The 23,486-nt window shown below is 40.7% G+C and carries 22 protein-coding genes, 1 pseudogene and 1 riboswitch; of the genes and pseudogenes, 14 read left to right on the plus strand and 9 right to left on the minus strand.

What is annotated here, in order from left to right:
- Positions 1 to 67 precede the first annotated feature (67 nt).
- A pseudogene (locus tag AAEZ18_RS15835) lies at positions 68 to 382 on the plus strand (group I truncated hemoglobin); the annotation flags it as partial.
- A gap of 33 nt (positions 383 to 415) precedes the next feature.
- On the opposite strand, the gene AAEZ18_RS15840 reads toward AAEZ18_RS15835, so the two are convergent.
- Positions 416 to 1,159 (minus strand): glycosyltransferase family 25 protein, encoded by a 744-nt coding sequence (locus AAEZ18_RS15840; RefSeq protein ID WP_089367740.1) that lies wholly within the window; start codon positions 1,157 to 1,159, stop codon positions 416 to 418.
- Between the two features lie 131 nt (positions 1,160 to 1,290).
- Here AAEZ18_RS15840 and AAEZ18_RS15845 point away from each other — a divergent pair, with 131 nt between their 5' ends.
- Entirely contained in the window at positions 1,291 to 2,094 is an 804-nt protein-coding gene (locus AAEZ18_RS15845) for a sulfurtransferase (protein ID WP_089367741.1), read from the plus strand.
- Between the two features lie 556 nt (positions 2,095 to 2,650).
- Here the strand turns inward: AAEZ18_RS15845 and AAEZ18_RS15850 are convergent.
- Positions 2,651 to 3,001: a cysteine-rich CWC family protein gene (locus AAEZ18_RS15850; RefSeq protein WP_089367742.1), complete on the minus strand. Its 351-nt coding sequence runs from the start codon at positions 2,999 to 3,001 to the stop codon at positions 2,651 to 2,653.
- Positions 3,002 to 3,043: 42 nt separating this feature from the next.
- Here AAEZ18_RS15850 and AAEZ18_RS15855 point away from each other — a divergent pair, with 42 nt between their 5' ends.
- The gene (locus AAEZ18_RS15855; RefSeq protein ID WP_089367743.1) at positions 3,044 to 3,367 is read left to right on the plus strand and encodes a hypothetical protein; all 324 of its coding nucleotides are present in this window, start codon (positions 3,044 to 3,046) and stop codon (positions 3,365 to 3,367) included.
- 210 nt (positions 3,368 to 3,577) lie between these two features.
- On the opposite strand, the gene AAEZ18_RS15860 is transcribed toward AAEZ18_RS15855, so the two are convergent.
- Positions 3,578 to 4,546 (minus strand): class 1 fructose-bisphosphatase, encoded by a 969-nt coding sequence (locus AAEZ18_RS15860; protein WP_089367744.1) that lies wholly within the window; start codon positions 4,544 to 4,546, stop codon positions 3,578 to 3,580.
- A gap of 154 nt (positions 4,547 to 4,700) precedes the next feature.
- Here AAEZ18_RS15860 and AAEZ18_RS15865 point away from each other — a divergent pair, with 154 nt between their 5' ends.
- The gene (locus tag AAEZ18_RS15865) at positions 4,701 to 7,130 is read left to right on the plus strand and encodes a zinc-dependent metalloprotease (protein ID WP_350595162.1); all 2,430 of its coding nucleotides are present in this window, start codon (positions 4,701 to 4,703) and stop codon (positions 7,128 to 7,130) included.
- A gap of 209 nt (positions 7,131 to 7,339) precedes the next feature.
- Positions 7,340 to 8,113, plus strand: coding sequence for a YggN family protein (locus AAEZ18_RS15870; protein WP_089367746.1), 774 nt, complete (start codon positions 7,340 to 7,342; stop codon positions 8,111 to 8,113).
- A gap of 110 nt (positions 8,114 to 8,223) precedes the next feature.
- On the opposite strand, the gene wecB is transcribed toward AAEZ18_RS15870, so the two are convergent.
- Together wecB and rsuA are read right to left on the minus strand one after the other, a co-directional pair.
- Positions 8,224 to 9,339, minus strand: a complete 1,116-nt coding sequence (wecB, locus tag AAEZ18_RS15875) for a non-hydrolyzing UDP-N-acetylglucosamine 2-epimerase (protein ID WP_089367747.1) — start codon at positions 9,337 to 9,339, stop codon at positions 8,224 to 8,226.
- Positions 9,340 to 9,466: 127 nt separating this feature from the next.
- Positions 9,467 to 10,165 carry a 16S rRNA pseudouridine(516) synthase RsuA gene (gene rsuA, locus AAEZ18_RS15880; protein ID WP_089367748.1) on the minus strand — a complete coding sequence of 233 codons (699 nt, stop codon included), beginning with the start codon at positions 10,163 to 10,165 and terminating at the stop codon, positions 9,467 to 9,469.
- Between the two features lie 59 nt (positions 10,166 to 10,224).
- On the opposite strand from rsuA, the gene zapE reads away from it, so the two are divergent.
- Positions 10,225 to 11,334, plus strand: coding sequence for a cell division protein ZapE (gene zapE, locus AAEZ18_RS15885; protein WP_089367749.1), 1,110 nt, complete (start codon positions 10,225 to 10,227; stop codon positions 11,332 to 11,334).
- Between the two features lie 181 nt (positions 11,335 to 11,515).
- Here the strand turns inward: zapE and galE are convergent, their stop codons facing one another.
- Entirely contained in the window at positions 11,516 to 12,529 is a 1,014-nt protein-coding gene (gene galE, locus AAEZ18_RS15890) for a UDP-glucose 4-epimerase GalE (protein WP_089367750.1), read from the minus strand.
- A gap of 290 nt (positions 12,530 to 12,819) precedes the next feature.
- Between galE and AAEZ18_RS15895 the strand changes: the two genes are divergently transcribed.
- Positions 12,820 to 13,311: a DUF3016 domain-containing protein gene (locus tag AAEZ18_RS15895; protein ID WP_089367751.1), complete on the plus strand. Its 492-nt coding sequence runs from the start codon at positions 12,820 to 12,822 to the stop codon at positions 13,309 to 13,311.
- Positions 13,312 to 13,390: 79 nt separating this feature from the next.
- Here the strand turns inward: AAEZ18_RS15895 and AAEZ18_RS15900 are convergent, their stop codons facing one another.
- Positions 13,391 to 13,681 carry a hypothetical protein gene (locus tag AAEZ18_RS15900; protein WP_011327181.1) on the minus strand — a complete coding sequence of 97 codons (291 nt, stop codon included), beginning with the start codon at positions 13,679 to 13,681 and terminating at the stop codon, positions 13,391 to 13,393.
- 168 nt (positions 13,682 to 13,849) lie between these two features.
- Here AAEZ18_RS15900 and AAEZ18_RS15905 point away from each other — a divergent pair, with 168 nt between their 5' ends.
- Complete coding sequence (locus AAEZ18_RS15905; RefSeq protein WP_089367752.1) at positions 13,850 to 14,059, plus strand: hypothetical protein; 210 nt, start codon at positions 13,850 to 13,852, stop codon at positions 14,057 to 14,059.
- A gap of 8 nt (positions 14,060 to 14,067) precedes the next feature.
- Here AAEZ18_RS15905 and epmB read toward each other — a convergent pair whose 3' ends face one another.
- On the minus strand, positions 14,068 to 15,081 hold the full coding sequence (gene epmB / locus AAEZ18_RS15910) for an EF-P beta-lysylation protein EpmB (protein ID WP_041454337.1): 1,014 nt from the start codon (positions 15,079 to 15,081) through the stop codon (positions 14,068 to 14,070).
- 41 nt (positions 15,082 to 15,122) lie between these two features.
- Here epmB and efp point away from each other — a divergent pair, with 41 nt between their 5' ends.
- Both efp and epmA read left to right on the plus strand, forming a co-directional pair.
- Positions 15,123 to 15,689: an elongation factor P gene (efp, locus tag AAEZ18_RS15915; protein ID WP_011327184.1), complete on the plus strand. Its 567-nt coding sequence runs from the start codon at positions 15,123 to 15,125 to the stop codon at positions 15,687 to 15,689.
- Positions 15,690 to 15,748: 59 nt separating this feature from the next.
- On the plus strand, positions 15,749 to 16,723 hold the full coding sequence (gene epmA, locus AAEZ18_RS15920) for an elongation factor P--(R)-beta-lysine ligase (protein WP_011327185.1): 975 nt from the start codon (positions 15,749 to 15,751) through the stop codon (positions 16,721 to 16,723).
- Between the two features lie 140 nt (positions 16,724 to 16,863).
- Here the strand turns inward: epmA and AAEZ18_RS15925 are convergent, their stop codons facing one another.
- Positions 16,864 to 18,963, minus strand: a complete 2,100-nt coding sequence (locus AAEZ18_RS15925) for a TonB-dependent receptor (protein ID WP_086993125.1) — start codon at positions 18,961 to 18,963, stop codon at positions 16,864 to 16,866.
- Positions 18,964 to 19,065: 102 nt separating this feature from the next.
- Here AAEZ18_RS15925 and AAEZ18_RS15930 point away from each other — a divergent pair, with 102 nt between their 5' ends.
- From AAEZ18_RS15930 to AAEZ18_RS15945, 4 genes are all read left to right on the plus strand, one after another.
- The gene (locus AAEZ18_RS15930) at positions 19,066 to 19,467 is read left to right on the plus strand and encodes an acyl-CoA thioesterase (protein WP_086993121.1); all 402 of its coding nucleotides are present in this window, start codon (positions 19,066 to 19,068) and stop codon (positions 19,465 to 19,467) included.
- 123 nt (positions 19,468 to 19,590) lie between these two features.
- Positions 19,591 to 19,989 carry an META domain-containing protein gene (locus AAEZ18_RS15935; RefSeq protein ID WP_304363527.1) on the plus strand — a complete coding sequence of 133 codons (399 nt, stop codon included), beginning with the start codon at positions 19,591 to 19,593 and terminating at the stop codon, positions 19,987 to 19,989.
- 162 nt (positions 19,990 to 20,151) lie between these two features.
- Positions 20,152 to 20,264, plus strand: a riboswitch (TPP riboswitch).
- A 172-nt stretch (positions 20,265 to 20,436) separates the two neighbouring features.
- On the plus strand, positions 20,437 to 22,389 hold the full coding sequence (gene thiC, locus AAEZ18_RS15940) for a phosphomethylpyrimidine synthase ThiC (RefSeq protein WP_350595159.1): 1,953 nt from the start codon (positions 20,437 to 20,439) through the stop codon (positions 22,387 to 22,389).
- 88 nt (positions 22,390 to 22,477) lie between these two features.
- Positions 22,478 to 23,479: an FAD-dependent oxidoreductase gene (locus AAEZ18_RS15945; protein WP_086993122.1), complete on the plus strand. Its 1,002-nt coding sequence runs from the start codon at positions 22,478 to 22,480 to the stop codon at positions 23,477 to 23,479.
- The last annotated feature ends 7 nt before the right edge of the window (positions 23,480 to 23,486 follow it).

Genomic DNA, 23,486 nt, shown 5'->3' on the forward strand with positions numbered 1-23,486 from the left:
CGCTTTAGCATTTACTATGATGTGGCTACCAATGTGGGCTGATTGATATATGTACTACAAAGATCAACAGCCCCTAGTGGATAGCTTTATTTATCAAATAGGTAATGACAGGCAAGTGTTTCACTATTTTGAGCACAGTAACATTACTCATTTTCGCCAAGGCTTTATAAGCCACTTATGCGCGCTAACAAACGGCCCGTGTGAGTATAAAGGCGACTCTATGGTTGCTATTCATACCGGCATGAATATTAATGAAAAAGATTTTAATCATGTAGTCGATCTGCTAATTAATGCGATGGACGAGCAAAGTATACCCCATCCGGTACAAAATAAAATAATATCGAAAATGGCGCTGTTACGGAGCAATATTATTAAAATGTAATCGAACATTGCGAAAAATGAGATGGCGCTTTTATTATTTACCAATAATGCTAGAAAGATCTGCTGTTTTATACTGTCTTTGCCTATAAATACTCGATCTGTGGATTAAATTTCTGATGAATGTACTGTGGTTAGAGTGTTTACCGCCATTCATAGTTGATATTTCACTAATAAAACTTCGATCTTCGGCAATTGGGTAGGGTTTTATGCCAATCATATTTAGCCCTACTTCTGTGTGAAATTGTATATCGACATCTACAGGTCTAAAAAATGGCTTTCTTTGCAGTAGCTTTTTAGCGCCGCTTAATGTAATGATGTAGCCTTGAGTACCGTTAGGGGCTTTTTTATAGTTGCCTACTGTTAGATTATTTTCTAATATAGCACTGTCTATAAATGGAAAGTTTCGGTCATTTGATAGCTTTATTAAATCCCAATTATTTAATTTAATCGCTACATCAACAACATCTTTAAGTGAAGCCTTAATGGAGAGATCATCTTCTAATACGACACAAAAAGATATATTTTCATCAACTATTTTTTGCCAAATACGCATATGGCTAACATAGCATCCAATTTCACCCAATGTCAGATCGCGGTTGTAGCGTTTTTTATTTTTTTTCGGGCAATACCAGTTGAGGATCTCTTGCTCACTAAGATTTTTGCCAATGGTAGCTTCAAAGCGTTCAGCCGTTAAATGCAAGTTGGTTAGTTGCTTTTGAGTTGCTTCCCAACGCTCTTCACAGCCTTGCATGTTGATAATGTAAAAAGGGATTGACATAATTTTTACTCTATTTAGAAATATCAAAGCAGCTATTTTAGCATTTTTCTAATTTGTAACCAGCCTAAATTTTATTTATAAGCAGACTTTAACAAAATATAGTTATTGCATGCCTTCAAATTTGGTAAAAAATGAAAAATATAGTCAGCACACAATGGTTATATGCGCGTTTAGAGCAAGCTAAACTCGTTATTCTTGATGCAGGGATGTTGCGCGCATCCTTTATTGGGGAGTACTCTCCAATAGCTATGCTGCCTAACGCGCAGCGCTTTGATATTAAAAATGAACTAGCAGATCGCTCTAACCCATTACCTAATACTTTGCGTAGCGAAACGCAATTTACTCAAGTAATGCAAAAGGCAGGCGTTAACCACGATTCGTACATTGTTATTTATGAAGATGAGGGCTTGTTTAGCGCAGCTAGGGCATGGTGGATGCTAAAATCTATGGGCTTTGATAATGTAAAAGTGCTCAGTGGTGGGCTAAGTAAATGGCTTGAGAGTGGCTACCCGGTACAGCAAGGCTATAGCAAGGCAAAACATAATGGTAATTTTTTTGCACGTTATAAAGCGGGTTATTTTATTAATAAGCAACAGGTACAAAACGCAATTGATGATCCGGCCATAGTATTACTCGATGCGCGTGCACATAAACGCTTTACAGGCGAAGACCCTGAACCCCGTGCTGATATGCGCAGCGGCCATATTCCTAATAGCCTTTCATTACCTTATAGCGAATTATTGTGCAGTGGTGAGGCTAAGTCACTTAGCGAAATACAGCAGCAATTTAAAGCCCTAGTCGGTAATGCAGAAAAACTACAATTTACATGTGGCGCGGGTATAACCGCCTGCATATTAGCGTTATTTGCTGATGAGTGCGGTTACGCTAACTTAAGTGTTTACGACGGTTCATGGAGTGAATGGGGAAGAAAATAAAGAGTAGATAAAGCCGCGGTGAGTTATTAGTAAAAACGATCCTGTAACAAACACCGCGCTAAACCTAAATACCGGCCCTGCGTGCAAATTCACTTCGCATTCATCTAATATCGCTTAAAAATATAAAGCCTACTTGCACAATGAGAAGCCAATGAGCAAACAAAAGCAATAGATTACACCATATTGCTCGTTGCCTTAACTCATAGCCCTTAGCCATAACTAATTACTCCTCTAAAGCGCAGCGTCTCTTATGCTCTTTGTGAATATTTCACTTAAACACTTTTTGCACAAGGAGAAGATAATGAGCGTAAATGAGAAGAGATCAGGCATTAATTAAACACTAAATTAGTTTAGCTTTTTAGCTGAACACTGCTCTTTCGTAGATGCGACGACTAACTTGAAAAACTCCGCTAACGACAAACACCAAACCTGTAGATGCGAATTTATTTCGTGCTTTTTAATTAAAAAAAGCGAGGTATAAAACCCCAACCAGCTACCCAAAACTTAAACCTCGTATCTACTTTATCGAGGTCGTATCAAAATCTAACACCTGCTATTACTTATACGGGCAATTTTTGCAGCCATTTTTACAGCATGTGCCACGCTTTAAAAAAAACCACTTACTAAATACCATATAGCTGTTTTGCATAGTGTAATCGAGCCCTTCAATCAGCTCTCCATTATTTTTAAATTGCTTAGCAAACGCGAGTTGTATTTTAATCGGCTGCGAGTAAAGGCTTTGTAAGTAAGTGTTTATTTTAGCCAGCGTACAGTTACGGCATAAACAGCTTGTAGCGTTAAGATCTAACGGTAAAATAGCGGGTAACTCGTTGCACCAACATGCTGATATGTCAGTCACATTACAGGTAAGAGCAGCATTACATTGGGGGCAGTTAATTTGGGTCATTATTTTACTTTTAAATCACGGTGAGCGCAGAATAACAATATTATGGATATACAAAAAGCATTAGCGCAGTTTATTACCTTCGGCTCAGAAAAAGACGAGGCTATTGCTGTTATTGTATCTGCGGCAGCAGCAAAACAGCCATTATTTACCCTAAGTACGTCAATCATGCTAAATGTGTTTGAGCGTTGTTTACACAATGAAATAGCACTTGATGATTTGGAACTGTGGGCGAATGTGATTGAAGCGCGAGATGATATTGATTGCGCTGAATGTGAGGGCGTTATTTATGCACTTAGTAACAGTGAGCAAATGGGCGAGCTTAATTATGAAAAGCTCGCCAAATTAGCCACGCTTTTACAAGAGTAAAAGCGTGGCTGATTTTTAGTCAAGTATTAAAGGTACGAGATCTCAGGTGTTGATAAAATACCGAACCGTAGGCGGGAGTTTACCTCGCGCATTTTATAAATTTAATAAGCGCGGCATAAAGCCCCGCCTTGTATCTACGGTTAACTTAAACACCGCGCTGGCTTAATTCTCGCCTAAAATCTGATACCTAAAACCTTGTATTTCTATTTATTACTTATGATATCCCAAGCAGGTTTCTACTTCGTTTTTTGAGCCTAAAATTACAGCTACGCGCTGGTGAATGGCATTAGGCTGTATCTCCATAATACGCTCGGTGCCAGTTGACGCAATCCCGCCAGCTTGCTCTACTAGCATGGCCATAGGGTTTGCTTCGTAAAGCAGACGAAGCTTATTTGGCTGGCTTGGGTTTTTGGTATCGGTTGGGTAGGTAAATAACCCGCCACGGCTTAATACGCGGTGTACATCGCCTACCATTGCAGCAATCCAGCGCATATTAAAGTTTCGAGCGCGTGGGCCAGTGTCGCCACCTACAAGGTCGTTAATGTAGTTTTGCATAGCCGGTTGCCAATGGCGTTGGTTTGACGCATTAATAGCATATTCATTGGTATCTGCTGGTATTTTTGCAAAATCTTGAGTTAATAAAAAGGTGCCGTGCGTTTTATCTAGGGTGAAAAAGCGGGTGCCTTTACCTGTCGTTAGCGCCAATATAGTCGATGGGCCATACAATACATAACCTGCCGCTACTTGATTAATACCCGGTTGCATAAAAATACTTTGGTCAGTAGGATCTGCGCCTTCAGGCGCTTTCATTACTGAAAAAATAGTACCTACTAACGAGTTTATGTCGGTGTTTGATGAGCCATCAAGTGGGTCAAACGCTACAATATATTCTGCATCAGGATTACCAGCAACTGTGTAGTCTTCTTCTTCAGAGGCGATGGCTTTTACGTAGCCCGATTCCAATAATATATCTTTAAGCAGTTGGTTGGTTAAAACATCAAGCTTCTTTTGAGTTTCGCCTTGAATATTCTCGTCAAGTGTTGAGCCTAATACACCCGATAATTCGCCTTGGCCAACACGAAATGAAATTTCTTTACATGCGGCTAAAATAGTTCTGATCAAAGAGATTAATTCTCTTGGGCAACCATCTTCAAGTAATACTGGAGGAAGTCTACGCATTCTATTTTCCTGATAACGTGATTAAACTAATCATAATGTGAGAGGGATTAGTTTGGAGCGCTGAAATTCGTCTTAAATAACTGTATTGTTTAAATTCCCCCCTATAATGGGGTTACCTAATCGTACTTAAAACGCCAATAACAAAGATAAGATTATGCAAAAAATAAAACTACTAGGTTACATTCTCTTTACTGTGTTGCTCACTATGATAACTCAAGCGCACGCAGCAATTAAGTCTATTGATGAATTTACTGGAAAGATGAATCATTTTCCGGGATATTTTTCATTTTTTTACGATACAGAAAACGGCAAGGTTTATTTAAAAGTAGATAAACTAGAGCAGCAATTTTTGCTACAGCAAAGCTTGCCAAATGGCTTGGGCTCTAACGATATAGGGCTCGATAGAGGGCAGCTTGGTAATACACACTTAGTGCAATTTGAGCGCTTTGGCGACAAAGTAATGCTACGTGCTGTAAATACTTACTATCGCGCAAATACCAGTAATAAAGCCGAGCAGCAAAGTATTAATGAAGCGTTTGCATCAAGTATATTAGCGGGCTTTAAAGTGGTTGCGCAAAATAAGCGGGCGCTATTAATCGATTACACTCCGTATTTACTTAGTGATGTACACGGTGTAAATCGTACCCTGGCAGCGACTAAACAAGGTAACTTTAATCTAGACGAATCGCGTAGTGCAGTTTATATGAGTCGCTCTAAAGCATTTATTAATAATACAGAGCTTGAAGCTGTGCTGACCTTTGCCGGTACTCAACCGGGTAAGTTTGTGCGTGAAATAAGCCCTGACGCTTATTCGTTAACGGTGCATATGCACCATTCACTAATTAAATTACCAGACGATAACTACACCCCGCGCAACTTCCATCCACAATCGGGTTTTTGGAGTATTGAGCATAAAAACTATGCTGCAGCACTTGGTGAGTCTATGTATGTGCGATATATACCGCGCCATCGGTTAACTAAAAAAGATCCGAGTTTACCTATTAGCGAGCCTATTGAGCCGATTGTTTATTACCTTGATCCTGGGGTGCCGGAGCCGGTAAAAAGTGCATTGCTTGAAGGTGCACAGTGGTGGGATGAAGCGTTTAGTGCAGCGGGTTATAAAAATGCATTTATAATAAAAGTACTACCAACAAACGCTGATCCTATGGATATTCGCTACAACGTAGTGCAGTGGGTGCATCGTGCTACTCGTGGTTGGTCGTATGGCAGTTCGGTAATTGATCCGCGCACCGGCGAAATAATAAAAGGGCATGTAACGCTTGGTTCACTGCGCGTACGCCAAGATATTTTAATTGCAGAAGCGCTGGCTGCGCCTTACTTAAACGGCAATGAAATAGCAAAAACTCTACAAGCCATGGCGCTTGATCGTATTAGGCAGTTAAGTGCTCACGAAATTGGGCATACCTTGGGGGTTTCTCATAACTTTGCCGCTTCAGTGGGCGATAGAGCCTCGGTAATGGATTATCCGCATCCGCTGCTTAGCTTTGATGAACAAGGCAAGCTTGATGTGTCACGCGGTTATGCTACGGGTATGGGCGTGTGGGATACACAAGTTATTAAATACGGCTACAGCGACTTTACTAATCAAAACGAAGCAGCAGCATTGGCGGCTATTTTAAAAGAAAACAACACTAAAGGGCTCGAGTTTATATCTGATAGCGACGCACGCGCTGCCGGTGGTGCGCATCCTACGGCTCATTTGTGGGATAACGGCGCAGCACCAAGCGAAGAGCTATTAAGAGTACTAGAAGTGCGTAAGCAAGCACTCGCACAATTTGGTATTCATAATATAAAAACGGGAGAGGCGTTATCGCAATTAGAAGAAAAACTGGTGCCCTTGTATTTATTTCACCGTTATCAAGTAGAGGCGGTGGCTAAATTAATTGCTGGAGTAAATTACGAGTACGAAGTACGCGGTGATAAACCTGTAAAAGGCGCGCAAGTGGTTGCTAAGCAAGCGCAACAACAAGCGGTTAAAGCTATTTTAACCACTCTTGAGGGCCGTAATTTAGTGTTGCCAGAGTCAATACTCGCACTTATTCCACCTAAAGCGTATGGTGAGTCTAGAACGCGTGAAAGTATAGTGGGGCGCACCGGTTTAACCCTTGATGCTATGGCCCTACCTGAAGTTGCCGTGCAGCATAGCTTATCGTTATTACTAAATGCACAGCGTTTAAATCGCCTTGCGCAACAACAAGCACGCAGTGATGATTTTTATAGTTTAGATGAGTTACTTTTACAGCTTTATAAGCAGGTTTTTTTGGCATTGCCATCCAATAACATGGTGGCAAAGATCACTCAGCGAGTGCAATTTTTAAGTGCTAAAACAATGGCTGATTTAGTGGCCAGCGATAACGTAAGTCCAGAAGTACAAGCACAACTGCGTTACTATTTAACTAAGCTAAAAGATGACTTTGAACAAAATTCACTACTAAGCAACACCAGTATAGGTGAAAGCGCGTTTAAACAATATTTAGCTGAACAAGTTAACCTGTTTTTAACCACAGGTAGCTGGCCAGATAACTTTAAAGCATTACCAATCCCGCCAGGTTCGCCAATTTAAAAGGATCGCTTTTAGCAATAAAGCAGCAGGAGGCTTTTAACTAAGAAATTAAAAAACACCGTGCTTAATTTAAACGCGGTGTTTTTTGTATTACTCATTGCATAGGTTCAATACGCAGAGCTGTCTTTGTTATTGTGTTACTTTTGCTTGCATAAAGTTGTTTTTTTGTTAATCTACCGGCCTTCTGTTGTGGCTATTTTGAGGTGTTTATGGCGTTTTTATCTCGTTCGATATTGGCGTTGTCTGTAGCACTTTTAAGCAATAACGTATTTGCGCAAAAGCAGTGTGATGTAGAGCTTCGTCACGGTTTAATCATTACTGATGATATTATTCGCATTGTTGATAAGGGCCAAACCCGCGTACAAATTAATAATAATAACCAATTGTTTATCCGTGGCTATTGGATTGACTTAAGTGATGACGAAAGTAAAGTCCTTGAGCAGTTTAGCAGCGGTATTCGTCAAACTGTTCCTGAGCTCGTTAACTTAGCCACCGATGGCGTTAATTTAGGGCTCAGTGCAATTGAGCATGTTGTTGAAGGCATGACAGATAAAGAATCAGAAGTGCTTAAAACGCAATTGCAGTACGTTGAACGTGCGCTAATGGATAAGTTTAAACGCGGCGATGACTTTTTCTTTATTGCGCCGCAATCACTTTCCAAAATAGACGACTTTTTCACTAAAGATATTAGCAAAAAAATTCACTCGGCAGTGCATGGCTCCCTCGGGGCTATTTTAATGTCGTTAGGCGATGCATTTAAATCGCGCGAAGGTAATATTGAAGATCGAATGAACGACATGAGCCAACGCATGGATATTATTTCATCAGAAATAGATAAATCACTCCAAGAAAAAGCCCGCCAACTCGAACTAAAAGCTGCAGAATACTGCGAATGTTTAAACGCCCTTGATGTGACTGAATCTCGCCTACAAGCCATAGTACCAGGTATGGTGAGCTTTGATTTAGTGCAAATAAAGTCTTAAAAATTAAGAGCTGGTATTAGGTTTCAGGTTTCAGTAATTAATTAGCCAAGCACGCATTTACAATTAGGCCTCGTCGTTATAAATTGCCTAGAACCTAGTGCCATGAACTTTTAACGCGCTAAAATATCACATATACGTTGGCATGCATTGCCGTCACCATAAGGGTTGTGAGCGCGACTCATTGTTTTATATGCAGCATCATCAGTTAACAACTCATTTAATGCTGCGGTGATCTTAGCTACATCGGTACCAACTAATTTCACTGTACCTGCTTCAACTGCCTCTGGGCGCTCTGTGGTATCACGCATAACTAATACAGGCTTACCTAAACTTGGTGCTTCTTCTTGAATGCCACCAGAGTCAGTTAAAATAATATGAGCACGATTCATCAAGTATACAAATGGCAGGTATTGTTGTGGCTCTATTAAATGTACGTTATCAACATCTTTTAAAATGCGCTTTACCGGCTCTTGTACATTCGGGTTTAAATGCACGGGATAAAGTATTTGCGTATTTGGATGAGTTTTTGCGGTTTGCGCTAATGCTTCGCAAATTCGCTCAAACCCACCACCAAAACTTTCACGGCGATGGCCTGTAACCAATATAAGCTTTTTATTTTCATCAAGCATTGGGAATTGCGATGCGAGTGTATTGCTTAATTCTGCATCATTTTCAATTTGTTGTTTAACCATTAATAACGCATCAATTACTGTGTTACCCGTTACAGATATGTTTTCAGCCGCGTAGTTTTCTTTTAATAAGTTAGCTTTTGAATTTTCGGTGGGTGCTAAATGGTACTTTGTAAGTGAGCCGGTTAATTTACGATTACCTTCTTCTGGCCAGGGTGAGTAAATATTACCTGTACGCAAGCCTGCTTCGACATGACCTACTGCGATTTGCTCATAATAAGCCGCCAGACTTGCTGCAAAAGTAGTCGCTGTATCGCCATGAACAAGCACTACATCTGGCTTAAACTCTTTAAGTACGGGCGTTAACTCTAGCAGAATACGACTGGTTACTTCTGGTAATGTTTGGCCCGCTTTCATCAGGTTCAAATCGTAGTCAGGGGTTATTTTAAACAGCTCAAGTACTTGGTCTAGCATTTCACGATGCTGCGCCGTTACACAAACTTTAGCTTCAAAGCGACTATCGTTAGTTAATGCATGTACTAGCGGCGCCATTTTTATCGCTTCTGGGCGGGTGCCAAATACGGTTAATACTTTCACTGTTATATCCTTTTAATAAATTAGAGTCTCGAAGCTCTGTTATGCTCGTTATCTGTGTTAAAAGTGCTGTGTTTTTAGGCTGCCTTATCTTTCGTTATTAATACTTGATTGAAGCCTAAAAAATTCTTTACAGTTTAATTTCTTCGGCTGTTAACAAGCGATATTCACCCGCTGCTAGGTTTTCGTCTAGTTTAATATTGCCAATTTGTTCGCGGTGCAATTCAACCACTTTGTTGTCTACAGCGGCTAACATGCGCTTAACTTGGTGGTATTTACCTTCACAAATAGATAAACGTAAGCCGTAATTAGCGAGGCGCTCTGCTTTTGCCGGGCGGGTTAGAGCTTTTTCGTTATGTAATTGTACCCCTTCGCGCAGTGCCTCTAACGATTCGTCAGTAATGGGCTCTTGGGTTTCTACTAAGTAGGTTTTAAATTTATTGTTTTTAGGAGACGTTATTTTATGCGACCAGTCGCCATCGTTGGTTAAGATAACTAAGCCAGTGGTGTCAATATCGAGGCGGCCTGCTACGTGAAAGTCGCTCATATTTGGCTCGTCAATTAAATCGAATACCGTTTTGTGTAGCTCATCACTATTGGCACTTACATAACCAACGGGTTTGTTTAACATGAAGTAGCGTTTACCTAAAAATACGAGTTGTTCACCTTGAAAAACGACTTCGTCTTGCTGCTTAATTTGAAAATCGAAAGCAGTGACCACTTCACCATTGACGAGTGCGGCTTGGCGTTTAATGCTGGCTCTGGCTTTTGAGCGTGGCAGCTCTGCTAAATGACTAATAAATTTATCTAGGCGGCAAGGGAATTTCATTGGGGTTCACATTTTGAGTCGGCTACAATGGACGCGATTATAACGGATAGTGAAATACCATGACAGTGCAGGACACACAAATAATAAGCCTTTACCAAGCTAAGGTTGCATCGGGCGATCTTAGCTTCGATGCTGCGCAAAATAATGCCGTACAGGCACTTAATTCGCTTAGTGAACAATTACAAATACACTACAGCTGGTGGCAAAAGTCGCCACTCATAAAAGGTGTGTATTTGTATGGGCCGGTAGGGCGTGGTAAATCCATGCTAATGGATTTATTTTATAACAATGTTGCTATAAGTAAAAAGCAGCGGCTGCATTTTCATCACTTTATAGCGCAGGTACACCAGCAGTTAGGGCAGTTACAAGGGCAAAAAGATCCGTTAATAATTATAGCTAAAAATTGGGCCAAAAATATTCGGGTGCTATGTTTTGATGAGTTTTTTGTTAGCGATATTGGCGACGCTATGATTATGGCCCGGCTGTTTGATGCATTATTTAAACAAGGTGTAGTGTTGGTGGCCACTTCAAACGCAAAACCAGAGCAGCTTTATTACAATGGCCTGCAGCGAGCACGATTTTTACCTACCATAGATTTAATTAATAATTATTGCGAGATAGTTAATGTAGCGGGAGAGGAGGATCATCGTTTTCGTTATGGTAAAAATAGTAGTCATTACTTTATTAATTTACCCAGTAATGACTTTAAAGCTAAATTTTTAACGCAGTACCCGCAAGCATCGCACTGTGGCAATATCACGGTACACGGTAGAGCGCTGCCTTATTTATTAAAAACAGCAAATGCCTTAATGATTGATTTTATGGCGTTGTGCTCTGGCCCACGAAGTGCTAACGATTACATGTTTTTAGCTCAGCAATTTTCTGTGTTATATGTGGCAAACGTGCCAAAAATGGGTGTAGGAGCAACCGGTAAAGTAATAGTGCACGGTATAGAGGACAGCTACCAGCGTGAAAAACAAACTCTAGACGAGCACTTTTTTGATGATGAAGCACGACGTTTTATTGCTTTGGTCGATGAGTTTTATGACTGCCATAAGTTACTGGTTATAAATGCACAGGCTGATATAGACACCTTGTATCAAGGTAAAAAACTAAGCTTTGAATATGCACGAACGCAATCGCGTATAGTCGAAATGCAAAATTGGTAAAAATAATAATCGTACTAGGAAGTAAATCAGGGCTAGGTTCTAGGTTAAACTCTAAACCTTAAACTCTGAGCTTAAATTTGAACACGTATATCTTTATTGAATTAAATAAATGACTTACTCCAATCATAATTAACATGCCCCTATAAAAATAGGGACATATTGATTATAGGTATATGGTTTTCTACTTATACCCATTTGGGTTATTTGACTGCCAGCGCCAGGTGTCTTGCATCATAGTATCGATACCGCGCATCGCTTGCCAGTCTAGTTCATTCAGGGCTTTTTCAGGAGCTGCGTAACAAGCGGCTATATCGCCTGGACGACGTGGTGACACTTGATATGGTACTGCTTGCCCACTGGCCTTAATAAAGGCATTCACCATTTGCAGTACTGAATAACCGTTGCCTGTACCTAGGTTATAAACCAATGCACCGGTGTTTGTGGCAATTTTATTCAGCGCTTTTAAATGTCCTAAAGCTAAGTCGACTACGTGAATGTAGTCGCGCACGCCGGTGCCATCTACTGTGTCGTAATCATCGCCAAATACGGCTAGTTGCTTGAGCTTGCCCACGGCAACTTGTGAAATATACGGTAATAAATTATTAGGGATCCCGTTCGGATCTTCGCCAATTAACCCCGATTCATGCGCGCCTACTGGATTAAAGTAACGCAAAATAGCAAAGGCAAAGCGCTCGTCTGATTTTGCGATATCTTGCAACATCATTTCAACCATTAACTTTGATGTGCCATAAGGGTTGGTGGTGCCACCAACAGGAAAGTCTTCTTTAATAGGTAAGCTTGCTGGGTCGCCATAAACGGTTGCAGATGAGCTAAATACTAACTTAAATACACCCGCATCGCGCATCGCATCAACTAGTGTTAATGTACCTTGTACGTTATTTTGATAGTACTCAATTGGTTTTACAACCGACTCACCCACCGCTTTTAAGCCAGCAAAGTGAATTACGCTATCAATAGTATGCTTAGCAAATACTGAGTCTAAAAATGCTTTATCGAGAATATCACCTTGGTAAAAAGTTACTTCTTTACCGGTAATTTTTTTAACGCGCGTAAGTGACTCTGATGATGAGTTGCTTAAATTATCAATAACAACAACATTACTGTTTTGTTGTAAAAGTTCTAAAACAGTGTGCGAGCCAATATAGCCTGCGCCACCGGTTACTAAAATAGTCATGAATGCTCCGTGGATACCTTTTATCAATAATGTTGATTGCACCATAAATTGCGATATTTTACATGCATTATCTGCTTTAAATACGCTGTTATTTTAAAAAAGCTAGATTTACATATTTGATTACATTTCGAACGCTTTAAATAACACTTATGTCATAAGATTAAGTTATAGTTATAGTTATAGTTAATAAACAGCTGTTAAAATGAACTCAGTTATTTAGGTGTTAGTTAATACTGAGCATGCCCTAATTGCAATAATGTAATATTCGGCGCACCTTTTTGGAGAGTGATATGAATCCAGTAAACAAAATCGCAATGTTAATGTGCTTTGCACTACCAGCACTTGCCCATGCGGGTGAGTCGGCTATTAAATGGCATGATTTTAAAGACTATCGTGATGTACGCGAATCCAATCAAGGTAAAGCTTCGTACCATAAGCATATAGCGAGCAGTATTGAAGAGCATGTTGCTAAACTTGCAGAGCAATTGCCAAAAGACTACAAACTTAGCCTAGAGATTACTGATGTCGATTTAGCTGGCGATGTACGCTATGGCGGTATAAATGAAATCAGGGTGGTTAAGCCTATTTATTTTCCGCAACTCAAACTTAATTATTCACTTACCAATGATAAAGGTGAGGTAATAAGTGCAGCAAGTGATGTAAAGCTCAAAGATATGGGCTTTATGGATAAAATTAAAATGGGCCGAGATGAGCCATTTAATTACGAAAAGCGCTTACTTACAGAGTGGTTTGGTGAGGAAATATTACCGAAAGTTGATTAACTAAGCTTTACAAAAACGCCGCTAAATAGCGGCGCTTTTAATGCTTATAGAATCATAAACTTTTTAACTAAAGTTTACGTTACTTAAACGTAGCTAACAAAGTAAGTAGTTGCTGTAATTTAATAACAGTGGTTTTAAGTTTTTCTTCATTAAAACCGTCACTAGATAAGCTCTCTACGTCGGCTGCTACATCAAGCACATATGGCTTAAAGCGTTTAGCTTCAAAGGTAAAACCTGAGTCGGCTGTAAAGAGTGCTTTAAATTTGCCGTGACCTTGCTGTTGTAACTCGTCGAGTTTTTTGTCAGCATCAAGCGCCTGTCGGTAAACAATTTTTAAGTTAGCGTTGAGTTGTTCAATAATAGAATCCATGGTTTTCCTAAAGCTTTGTATTGAGTTGCCGATAATTTATTATGTAGCATGCGTATACTGTATATGTTACTTGGATTATATTTAAAAGTCAGGTTTTTAGCACTGTGCCTTGTTTAACTCCTTTTAAATAATTGCACAACAAACACTGATTAAAGGTGGATTAATTTTATGAATATATCAGGTGGAAATTTACCGGTAATGCCAAGTTCAAGCCAAGGCGGCGAGGTGTTGAGCGCTGCATTGTCTAAAAAACAGCAACTAGCTGATGGCGCAGCTGCATTAGCACTGATTGAGGGTGCTGCGCAGTCATCCAGCGCGCAAACACCGACTAAGTCGGCGACTGCAACACTGGGTAATAACGTAAACATTTACGTTTAAATACGGCTTTAAATTAACTTGAGATCGATTGGCGTTTTACTTTTTTCACCGCCAATCTCTCTGACCAATTTAGGCACTAAAAAACCAGGTAGGGCTTCTAACAGCTCTGCCATTATTTTTATTGCTTGCTCCTCACTAATGTCAAAGTGGCTTGCCCCTTCTACCTTATCTAGCAAATGTAGATAATAGGGCAATACATCGGCATCAAATAACGCTTCACTTAAATTCACTTGTGCTGCAGTTGTATCGTTCACGTCTTTTAAAATAACCGCTTGATTAAATAGCACTACACCTACTTGTTTAAGCTTTTGCATTGCGGCTTTAAAGTCGTCGTCTATTTCGTTGGCATGGTTTATATGATTAACAAACACAATTTTTAATGGCGACCTTGCAAGTCTTTCGCATAACTCATCGGTGATGCGCGCCGGAATAACCACCGGCAGACGGGTATGAATTCGCATGCGTTTAATTTGTGGTAGTTGCTCAAGCTCATCTAAAAACCAACTAATGGCATCGTCTTTGGCCATAAGCGGATCGCCACCACTTAAAATCACTTCATTTATATTATTGTCGGATTTTATATAGCTAAGCGCATCTAGCAGGCTACGCTTATTAAGTTGGTTTTCTTGATACGGAAAATGGCGTCTAAAACAATAGCGGCAATTTACTGCACAACCGGTTTTAAACATTACTAAAACACGCGATTTATACTTGTGTAATAGCCCTGGCTGCTGGTTACTTTGCTCAAGCAGGGGATCTTTATTAAAACCACTTTTAGTTAAGAATTCTTGATGGCGCGGCATAACTTGTAATAATAATGGATCGTTTGCATCGCCTTTACGCATTTTTTTTATAAATGGTATTGGCACACGAACTGGGAACAAGCTACGAGCTTTTATGTCGTTATCATGGACTTGGCTCGATAAACCGACCATTTCTAGCAACACTTTTGGGCAGGTAACTACATTTGCTAATTCTTTTTGCCAGTTTTTATGCAAATTTGCTTCATTTCTTTGTATCATTGGCACGTAGATTACTCGAAAAAATATAAATAGAGGAAACGATGGCGAATTATAGCACCAACGAGTTCAAGGGCGGCCTAAAAATTATGATGGATGGCGAGCCTAGTAGTATCATAGAAAATGAAATGGTAAAACCTGGTAAAGGCCAAGCGTTTAACCGTGTTCGTATCCGTAAACTTATTTCAGGTAAAGTACTTGAAAAAACCTTTAAATCGGGTGAATCTGTTGAAGGTGCTGATGTAATGGATACTGATTTAGCGTATTTATACACAGACGGCGAATTTTGGCATTTCATGAATAACGAAACATTTGAGCAAATTGCTGCTGACGAAAAAGCGTTAGGCGATGCGGGTAAATGGTTAGTTGAAAATGACGTGTGTACAATTACATTATGGAACGGTAATCCCATTGTAGTAACACCACCTAACTTTGTTGAGTTGGAGATCACTGAAACTGATCCGGGCCTTAAAGGTGATACAGCCGGAACTGGCGGTAAACCTGCAACATTAAGTACAGGTGCTGTAGTACGTGTTCCACTATTTGTACAAATAGGCGAAGTTATTAAAGTAGACACTCGTAACGGTGAATACGTAAGCCGCGTTAAGTAATTTTAAGCGTCGCTTTATAAAATCCTAGCTTAAAAGCTGGGATTTTTTTTGGAGAAAATATGTCAGTAAATCTTTGGGCTCCCAGTGCAAGTATTGCAACACTTAAGCAGCGAGCTGTTATTTTACGCAGTATTCGCGAGTTCTTTTATGCTCGCAATGTAATGGAAGTAGAAACCCCCAGTTTAAGCGGAGCCAGTGTAACCGATATACACTTAGTGAGTTTTAACACTCGATTTGTAGGCCCAGGGCACGCCAGCGGCCTTGAGCTATATTTACAAACCTCTCCAGAGTTTGCAATGAAGCGCTTGTTAGCGGCGGGCTCAGGGCCTATATTTCAGTTGTGTAAAGCATTTAGAAACGAAGAAGCTGGCAGCCATCATAATCCTGAATTTACTATGCTGGAATGGTATAGACCAGGGTTTGACGAATTTGCATTAATGGCTGAAATAGATGAGCTAATGCAGCTTATTTTAGATGTTGCGCCGAGTGAACGGTTAACTTACCAACACGCATTTGAACAAGTACTTGGACTTGATCCTCTTACTGCTAGTTTAGAGCAATTACAACAACTTGCCTGCGAGCAAGGGTTTGCTGATATAGCTAAAAATGAAACGCATAGAGATACCTTACTGCAGCTTTTATTTTGTATGAAAGTAGAGCCAACAATTGGCCAACATAAGCCGTGTTTTGTGTATCACTTTCCGGCATCGCAAGCAGCACTGGCACAAATTTGCGATCATGACAGTCGCGTAGCAGGGCGGTTTGAGCTGTATTATAAAAATATGGAATTAGCTAATGGCTTTAACGAGCTAACTAATGCGACAGAGCAAGCTAAGCGTTTTAATGACGATAATGAATATCGTAAACAAAATGGCTTAAAGCAAGTACCAATGGATAAGCATTTAATTGCTGCGCTTGAACATGGATTGGCGCCTTGTGCAGGGGTAGCGCTGGGCATAGACAGGCTAGTAATGTTAGCCACGCAAAAGAGTAATATAAAAGAAGTTATTGCGTTTGATGTGACAAGGGCTTAAAGCAACTTAACATGCAGGGGGGCTGTCAGTTAGTAACTAACCTCTCGCATGATCAGGCTCTACGACTAGCACATAAAAAACCGCATTTATTTTAATAAACGCGGTTTTTTAACAGAGTACTAAAAGCTGTCAGCTTTACTTTATAAATTAAGTGTAAAGGTAACGCCAGCTACACGTGGCTCACCTAGTTGGGTGTAGGTATGATCAGCGTAACCATCAAGTGGGTTGTTGCCAAACTCAAAACCGCGAGTAGGTACTGTTTCGTCAAACACGTTACGTGCCCAGGCGCGTACAGCCCAGCTATCGGCTTCATAACCTAAGCTTACATTCACTAAGTTACTGTTTGGTGCCTGTGCATTATGGCTATCTGAGAAGTAATAATCGTCTTTGCCTTCAACACCTACCATGGCATAAAGCTCGTTGGTAAGGTTATAACGAGCACTCAGTGCGTATTGATATTTAGGTGACTGTGCTTGGTCGCGACCGTCTTGGTTTAAACCCGCTTTAGTTACAAATTTATTTATTTTAGTATTTAAATAACCAGCACTACCGGTAATAAGTAAATCGTCGGTTAGCTGATAGCTACCTTCAAGTTCAAGGCCATAGTTACTGCCAGAGCTCGCGTTATCTACATAACCGGTAAACTTCTGATCTTGTACTTGCCATGACTTTAACTGAATGTTGTCGCGGTGCATGTAAAACGCAGCTAAACGTAGAATAAATTTATCATCAAGGGATGATCCCTTAACACCAAACTCACCGCTCCATAAGTATTCTGGATCAAAACTGGTGTGTTGTTTAAAAAATTCAGCATCAAGGTTTAAGCCTTCATCTTTGGCTTTAGCGAGCGCTTCTGAGTTAATGCCGCCTGCTTTATAACCACGGGTAATGCTGGTGTAGATCATGGTGCGATCAATTACTTGGTACTCAAGCGCTATTTTTCCGCCAACCATAATGTCGTCGGTATCTTCAATAAAACCGTTATTATCGGTGTAATCACCTTGGTATTGCTCAACACGTAAGCCAGTAATTAAGGTGGTTTTAGGCCCAATAGGAGTCGCTAATTGGCCATATACTGCCACGTTATTGGTTTCATACGTTGAGTTAAATGGGCTAGCTAACCAGGTATATTGGCGTTCTAAATCTACGTCGCGGTTTTGATAGTAAAGACCTGCAACCCAGTTGCCGGTTTTGCTTTTAAATTGTAAATCGACCCCTTGATCATCGCGATCGCGGCTGTAAACATCAGTTGAGCTGTAACCTTCAGGGTGCAAACCGGCGGCGCAAAGCTGTGGTTTACTCGGATCGTTACATACCCAATCTTCATCAAAGCTATAAAATAATTCACTGTCGATTGCCGATAAGCTTAGGTTTACGTCAAATAAATCAAAGCCCGTATACGTGTTATTTAGACCGATAGCGTAACTTAATTGGTTATCTTCACCGGGTTCATCGGCAACACTGTTACGGCCGTTATCAAGTGCGAAGGTATCGTAACCGTTATTAATATCAATATAGTGTAGATTTAATTCTGTGCGTAAATTGGCAGTCACTTGGCTGTTTAATTTAAAGCGAGCTACTTGCTCGTCTTGCCCTTGAGTTGGCTTATTTAGGTATAGGTTATCTACATAGCCATCTGATTTTCTACGAAAGTAGCTAACACGAGCGCTGGTATCGTCGGTTAAACCTGTACTTGCAGCAAGACCAGCTTCGCGGCTGTTATAAGTGCCTGCACCTACTTGTAGTTTTAAACTAGGATCGCTTGTTGCTTGCGCCGATTGCATTTGGATCATACCGGCCATACCGTCGGCACCAAAGCGTGTACCTTGTGGGCCACGGTAAATTTCTACTTGGTCAATATCAAATAATAATGCACTGCCACCAAGGCCTGAGTAGTTAATGCCATCAATAACTAAACCAACCGAAGGATTTATGGGGTCAACAAACTGTGAACGTAGTCCTACGCCACGAATTTGAATATAACGACCGCGAGAAGCTCCAGAAGCAAAATTAATATTGGCAGTACTCCCAAGCATTTCATCTAGGTAGGTTGCACCTCGTAAATTAACTTCATCTTCGCTAAATAAGCTGGCGCTAGCACTTAAGGTTTGAATGCTTTCTCGTTGAAAATCACCAGTAACAACAATGCGTTCTAGATCTGTATCGTCAGCGTTGGCGGTAACTGATGCACCAAACAGTGGTAATAATGCGGCGGTAATTAAAGACAAACGTAAGTTCATTAAGTTACTTAACTCCATTTTAGGGACTTGCATGGTAGCAATTATTTCAGTACATGTGCTATAAACGCGGCAATTATACGTTAAATAATTTGGATTACGAATATGACCTTTACAGTAGACTTTAAAGTGCGTGACTACGAATGCGACCTACAAGGCATTGTAAATAATAGTGTGTATTTTAATTACTTAGAGCATGCGCGCCATGAATTTTTGCATGCACATGGGGTTGATTTTGCTCAGCTTGCCAAAGATAAAATTAACCTGGTCGTGATGCGCAGCGAAATGGATTATAAACAGTCATTATTACCGGGCGATGAATTTTATGTAGCTGTAGAGCCACAACGTATTAGCCGACTTAAATTTGCTTTTAAACAAACTCTGATCCGTAAACACGATGAAAGAATAATGCTTAATGCATTGGTAATCGGCACAGCTTTAAATGAAAAAGGTCGGCCATTTTTACCAGCGCAAATAGATAATTTATTTAAAACGGATTCTGAATAAAAAAACAGCGTAATTTTCAAACTATCTTAGAATAAAATTTACACTTTAAACATGTATTTTTAACGGATTAACTCGCTAAAAATTGTTATTATTACAGTAATTAGACAAATAATTAGTAATAACATGAAATTAGCAGCAATACCCATGCTTATAATCGGTTTATGTGTTGGTTGTGCATCAACGCAAACGGTTACCTCAGAGCAGCTTAAACATACTCAATGGCAGTTATCACGTATTGATGGCCTAGCTATTCCGCCTTCGTTTAATGCGTCGGTGGGTTTTATTGAAGCACTGCAAGTCAATGGTTTTGCTGGCTGCAATAATTTTTTTGGTGAAGGTGAGCTGGACGATAGTAGCTTAACAGTTAACAAAATAGGGATGACCCGTAAGTCGTGTGGCCAACAACTTGATAAGTTTGAGCAGCAGTTACTACACGCACTGCAACAAGGCGCGCAGCTTAAAATGCAAGACCAGCAATTGGTAATGCAGGGCGAGAAAACATTTGTATTTATTGCGAAATAAAAAACGCCCTCTTGCAGGCGATTTTTAACTGGCGTACACTCAACGCTGATTTGCTAGATACTATTCGCAAATTAATAAATTACAAATACCAATTTGATACCTAAGCAACTTAGCATTGCAGCTGCAGTTATAAGTGGCAAAGGTATATTTAATAATTGGTATTAATACTTGTCGGAGTGCCTAACTAAATAATTAGTTAAGGCTGAGATCGCGAAAGCGGGATCCGTGAACCTGATCAGGCTAATACCTGCGTAGGGAACAAGCTGCCTAAAATAGGACGCTTGTGCGTCTTTTTTTATGCGTACAAGTTATACCATCCGGTATTAAGTTCTGTTGGCTGCCAAGATTGGCTATGACAGTAAACTGCCTAACCAATCTACGATCCAATAAGGCATTTTGCCTTCTCAATTCTTCGTACAAGACAACCCATAAACTATGAGGTAAGTCATGTCGAATACTGCAAAAAAATCATCGCGTCGTGAAACGCGAGCCGCTGCATCTGAATATATTTATAACTTAACGGGACAACCGTTTCCTAATTCGCATAAGGTGTATGTTGAGGGTACGCAAAACAACATCCGTGTAGGAATGCGTGAAATAACCCTGAGCGATACTTATATTGGCGGCAGTGATGAAAACCCAGTGTATGAGCCAAACGAGCCGCTACGTGTTTACGACACATCAGGCCCGTATACCGATCCAAACTTTGAGCTTGATGTACGCCAAGGCTTAGCAAAGTTTCGTGAACAATGGATTGAAAGTCGCGGTGATACCGAATTACTTGAATCAGTTACTTCACGCTTTACGCAACAACGTATGGTTGATGAAGGGCTTGATCATCTTCGTTTTGAACATTTACCTAAAATACGCCGCGGTAAAGCGGGTAAAAATGTCACGCAAATGCATTACGCACGCCAAGGCATTATTACTCCTGAAATGGAATACGTAGCGATACGCGAAAACATGGGCCGCAAAAAAATTCATGCTGAATTATTAGCCGCGCAGCATAAAGGCGAGTCGTTTGGGGCCAGTATTCCTGATTTTATTACGCCTGAATTTGTACGCGACGAAATTGCGCGTGGCCGCGCTATATTACCCAACAATATTAACCACCCCGAAACCGAACCTATGATTGTAGGGCGTAACTTTTTGGTAAAAGTAAACGCTAATATTGGTAATTCATCGGTAAGCTCATCGATTGAAGAAGAAGTAGAAAAAATGGTGTGGTCTACCCGCTGGGGTGCCGATACCGTTATGGATTTATCAACCGGGCGTTATATTCATGAAACTCGCGAATGGGTAGTACGTAACTCGCCTGTACCTATTGGCACAGTTCCTATTTACCAAGCACTGGAAAAAGTAAACGGTGTAGCGGAGGACTTAACCTGGGAGATTTTTCGCGATACGCTCATTGAGCAAGCTGAACAAGGCGTCGATTACTTTACTATTCATGCCGGTGTGCTACTGCGTTACGTACCCATGACCGCAAAACGAGTAACCGGTATTGTATCGCGCGGTGGCTCTATTATGGCAAAGTGGTGTTTAGCGCATCATAAAGAAAACTTTTTATATACCCACTTTGAAGACATTTGCGAAATTTTAAAACAATACGATATTTGTTTTTCGCTTGGCGATGGCCTTCGCCCAGGCTCGATTGCTGATGCCAACGACGAAGCTCAATTTAGCGAGCTACGCACTCTAGGTGAGCTGACAAAGTTAGCCTGGAAACACGATGTACAAGTATTTATAGAAGGCCCAGGACATGTGCCAATGCACATGATTAAGGCCAATATGGATGAGCAGCTTAAACATTGCGACGAAGCACCATTTTATACTTTAGGCCCGTTAACTACCGATATAGCACCTGGGTATGACCATATTACCTCGGGTATAGGTGCGGCCCAAATAGCGTGGTATGGCTGTGCAATGCTGTGTTACGTAACACCTAAAGAGCATTTAGGTTTGCCAAATAAGGAAGACGTAAAAGAAGGCTTAATTACTTATAAAATTGCCGCCCATGCCGCCGATTTAGCTAAAGGCCATCCCGGTGCGCAAGAGCGTGATAATGCGCTGTCAAAAGCGCGCTTTGAGTTTAGATGGCATGACCAATTTAATATTGGTTTAGACCCAGAACGTGCCCGCGAATATCACGATGAAACACTCCCGCAAGAGTCGGGTAAAGTAGCGCATTTTTGCTCTATGTGTGGCCCTAAGTTTTGCTCAATGAAAATCAGTCAAGAAGTACGCGAATATGCAAAAGATTTAGAAGCGCGTGGCATTGACCCTGCTAATGCTGCAGATACGATTACAATAAAAATGATTGATGTAGAAGCACAAATGAAAGCTAAATCGGACGAGTTTAAAAAAACCGGATCAGAAATATATCATAAAGCGATATAAGTCAGCTTAAGGTATTGGGCTGCGAGCAGCGAGGGGAGTTTAATACCTTGCTGCTCGTAGTGAGAGCTCGCAGCTAAAAGGAACTTTTATGTTTTACAATATTGCAGTGGTGGGGTTTGGTTTGACCGGTAGATTGGCGGCGCTTGAGTTGAGCAAGCAACACCGAGTTACTGTATTTGAGGCTGATAATGAACATACCCAAAACAGTGCGGGCAAGGTGGCTGCGGCTATGCTTGCTCCTCTTGCTGAGTCGGTATTGTGCGAGGCTGATTTAGCTTTAATGGGACTTGATTCTATAAAGCGTTGGCCTGGGGTTATTGATGAGCTTGATAGTGAGGTTTTTTTTCAACAGCAGGGCACATTAGTTGTCGCGCATCAGCAAGATAAAGGCGATTTACTAAGCTTTGCTCAGCGGCTAAAACCGTTAGCTAATTATACCGGGGAGTCGGTGAACTCCCAGCAAATTGAAATGTTAGAGCCTGAGCTTGCTAATCGTTTTAGTCAGGGATTATTTTTACCCTGCGACGGGCAAATAGATAATCAGGCATTTTATCAAGCCAGCTTTACACAACTTAATAAGCGCAAAGTAAAGTTTGTATTTAATCAACGGGTCACGATTAACGATAATAAAATTAATAACCGAGAGTTTGATTATATTATTGATTGCCGAGGGCTTGGCGCAAAAGATGATAAGCCTCTGCGGGGCGTACGTGGAGAAGTCGCTAGATTATACGCGCCAGAGGTGAGTTTAACGAGGCCCGTGCGCTTAATGCATCCGCGTTACCCCATTTATATAGCGCCTAAACCCAATAATGAATACGTAATTGGCGCGACTGAAATAGAGTCGCAAGATACAGGCCCAGCCACAGTGCGCTCTGCTTTAGAGTTACTTTCGGCAGCTTATACAGTGCACAGCGGTTTTGCCGAAGCGCGGCTATTAAATATTCAAACAGGATTACGCCCGGCATTTTGCGATAACCGCCCACAAGTAACACACGTTGGGCGAGTTATTAGCATTAATGGCTTATATCGTCATGGTTACATGTTAGCGCCAAGTTTAGTGGCAAATGCCCTTTTATGCATAGAGTGAAAATTAA

Origin of the sequence: Pseudoalteromonas sp. 19-MNA-CIBAN-0066 (assembly GCF_040308705.1) — a bacterium.
GTDB classification, from domain to species: domain Bacteria; phylum Pseudomonadota; class Gammaproteobacteria; order Enterobacterales; family Alteromonadaceae; genus Pseudoalteromonas; species Pseudoalteromonas nigrifaciens.

Excerpts from the sequence above, each read along its gene's own strand:
- AAEZ18_RS15840 (WP_089367740.1), bottom strand. The coding sequence starts at position 1,159 with ATGTCAATCCCTTTTTACATTATCAACATGCAAGGCTGTGAAGAGCGT.
- AAEZ18_RS15845 (WP_089367741.1), top strand. The coding sequence starts at position 1,291 with ATGAAAAATATAGTCAGCACACAATGGTTATATGCGCGTTTAGAGCAA.
- AAEZ18_RS15850 (WP_089367742.1), bottom strand. The coding sequence starts at position 3,001 with ATGACCCAAATTAACTGCCCCCAATGTAATGCTGCTCTTACCTGTAAT.
- AAEZ18_RS15855 (WP_089367743.1), top strand. The coding sequence starts at position 3,044 with ATGGATATACAAAAAGCATTAGCGCAGTTTATTACCTTCGGCTCAGAA.
- AAEZ18_RS15860 (WP_089367744.1), bottom strand. The coding sequence starts at position 4,546 with ATGCGTAGACTTCCTCCAGTATTACTTGAAGATGGTTGCCCAAGAGAA.
- AAEZ18_RS15865 (WP_350595162.1), top strand. The coding sequence starts at position 4,701 with ATGCAAAAAATAAAACTACTAGGTTACATTCTCTTTACTGTGTTGCTC.
- AAEZ18_RS15870 (WP_089367746.1), top strand. The coding sequence starts at position 7,340 with ATGGCGTTTTTATCTCGTTCGATATTGGCGTTGTCTGTAGCACTTTTA.
- rsuA (WP_089367748.1), bottom strand. The coding sequence starts at position 10,165 with ATGAAATTCCCTTGCCGCCTAGATAAATTTATTAGTCATTTAGCAGAG.
- zapE (WP_089367749.1), top strand. The coding sequence starts at position 10,225 with ATGACAGTGCAGGACACACAAATAATAAGCCTTTACCAAGCTAAGGTT.
- galE (WP_089367750.1), bottom strand. The coding sequence starts at position 12,529 with ATGACTATTTTAGTAACCGGTGGCGCAGGCTATATTGGCTCGCACACT.
- AAEZ18_RS15895 (WP_089367751.1), top strand. The coding sequence starts at position 12,820 with ATGAATCCAGTAAACAAAATCGCAATGTTAATGTGCTTTGCACTACCA.
- AAEZ18_RS15900 (WP_011327181.1), bottom strand. The coding sequence starts at position 13,681 with ATGGATTCTATTATTGAACAACTCAACGCTAACTTAAAAATTGTTTAC.
- AAEZ18_RS15905 (WP_089367752.1), top strand. The coding sequence starts at position 13,850 with ATGAATATATCAGGTGGAAATTTACCGGTAATGCCAAGTTCAAGCCAA.
- epmB (WP_041454337.1), bottom strand. The coding sequence starts at position 15,081 with ATGATACAAAGAAATGAAGCAAATTTGCATAAAAACTGGCAAAAAGAA.
- efp (WP_011327184.1), top strand. The coding sequence starts at position 15,123 with ATGGCGAATTATAGCACCAACGAGTTCAAGGGCGGCCTAAAAATTATG.
- epmA (WP_011327185.1), top strand. The coding sequence starts at position 15,749 with ATGTCAGTAAATCTTTGGGCTCCCAGTGCAAGTATTGCAACACTTAAG.
- AAEZ18_RS15925 (WP_086993125.1), bottom strand. The coding sequence starts at position 18,963 with ATGAACTTACGTTTGTCTTTAATTACCGCCGCATTATTACCACTGTTT.
- AAEZ18_RS15930 (WP_086993121.1), top strand. The coding sequence starts at position 19,066 with ATGACCTTTACAGTAGACTTTAAAGTGCGTGACTACGAATGCGACCTA.
- AAEZ18_RS15935 (WP_304363527.1), top strand. The coding sequence starts at position 19,591 with ATGAAATTAGCAGCAATACCCATGCTTATAATCGGTTTATGTGTTGGT.
- thiC (WP_350595159.1), top strand. The coding sequence starts at position 20,437 with ATGTCGAATACTGCAAAAAAATCATCGCGTCGTGAAACGCGAGCCGCT.
- AAEZ18_RS15945 (WP_086993122.1), top strand. The coding sequence starts at position 22,478 with ATGTTTTACAATATTGCAGTGGTGGGGTTTGGTTTGACCGGTAGATTG.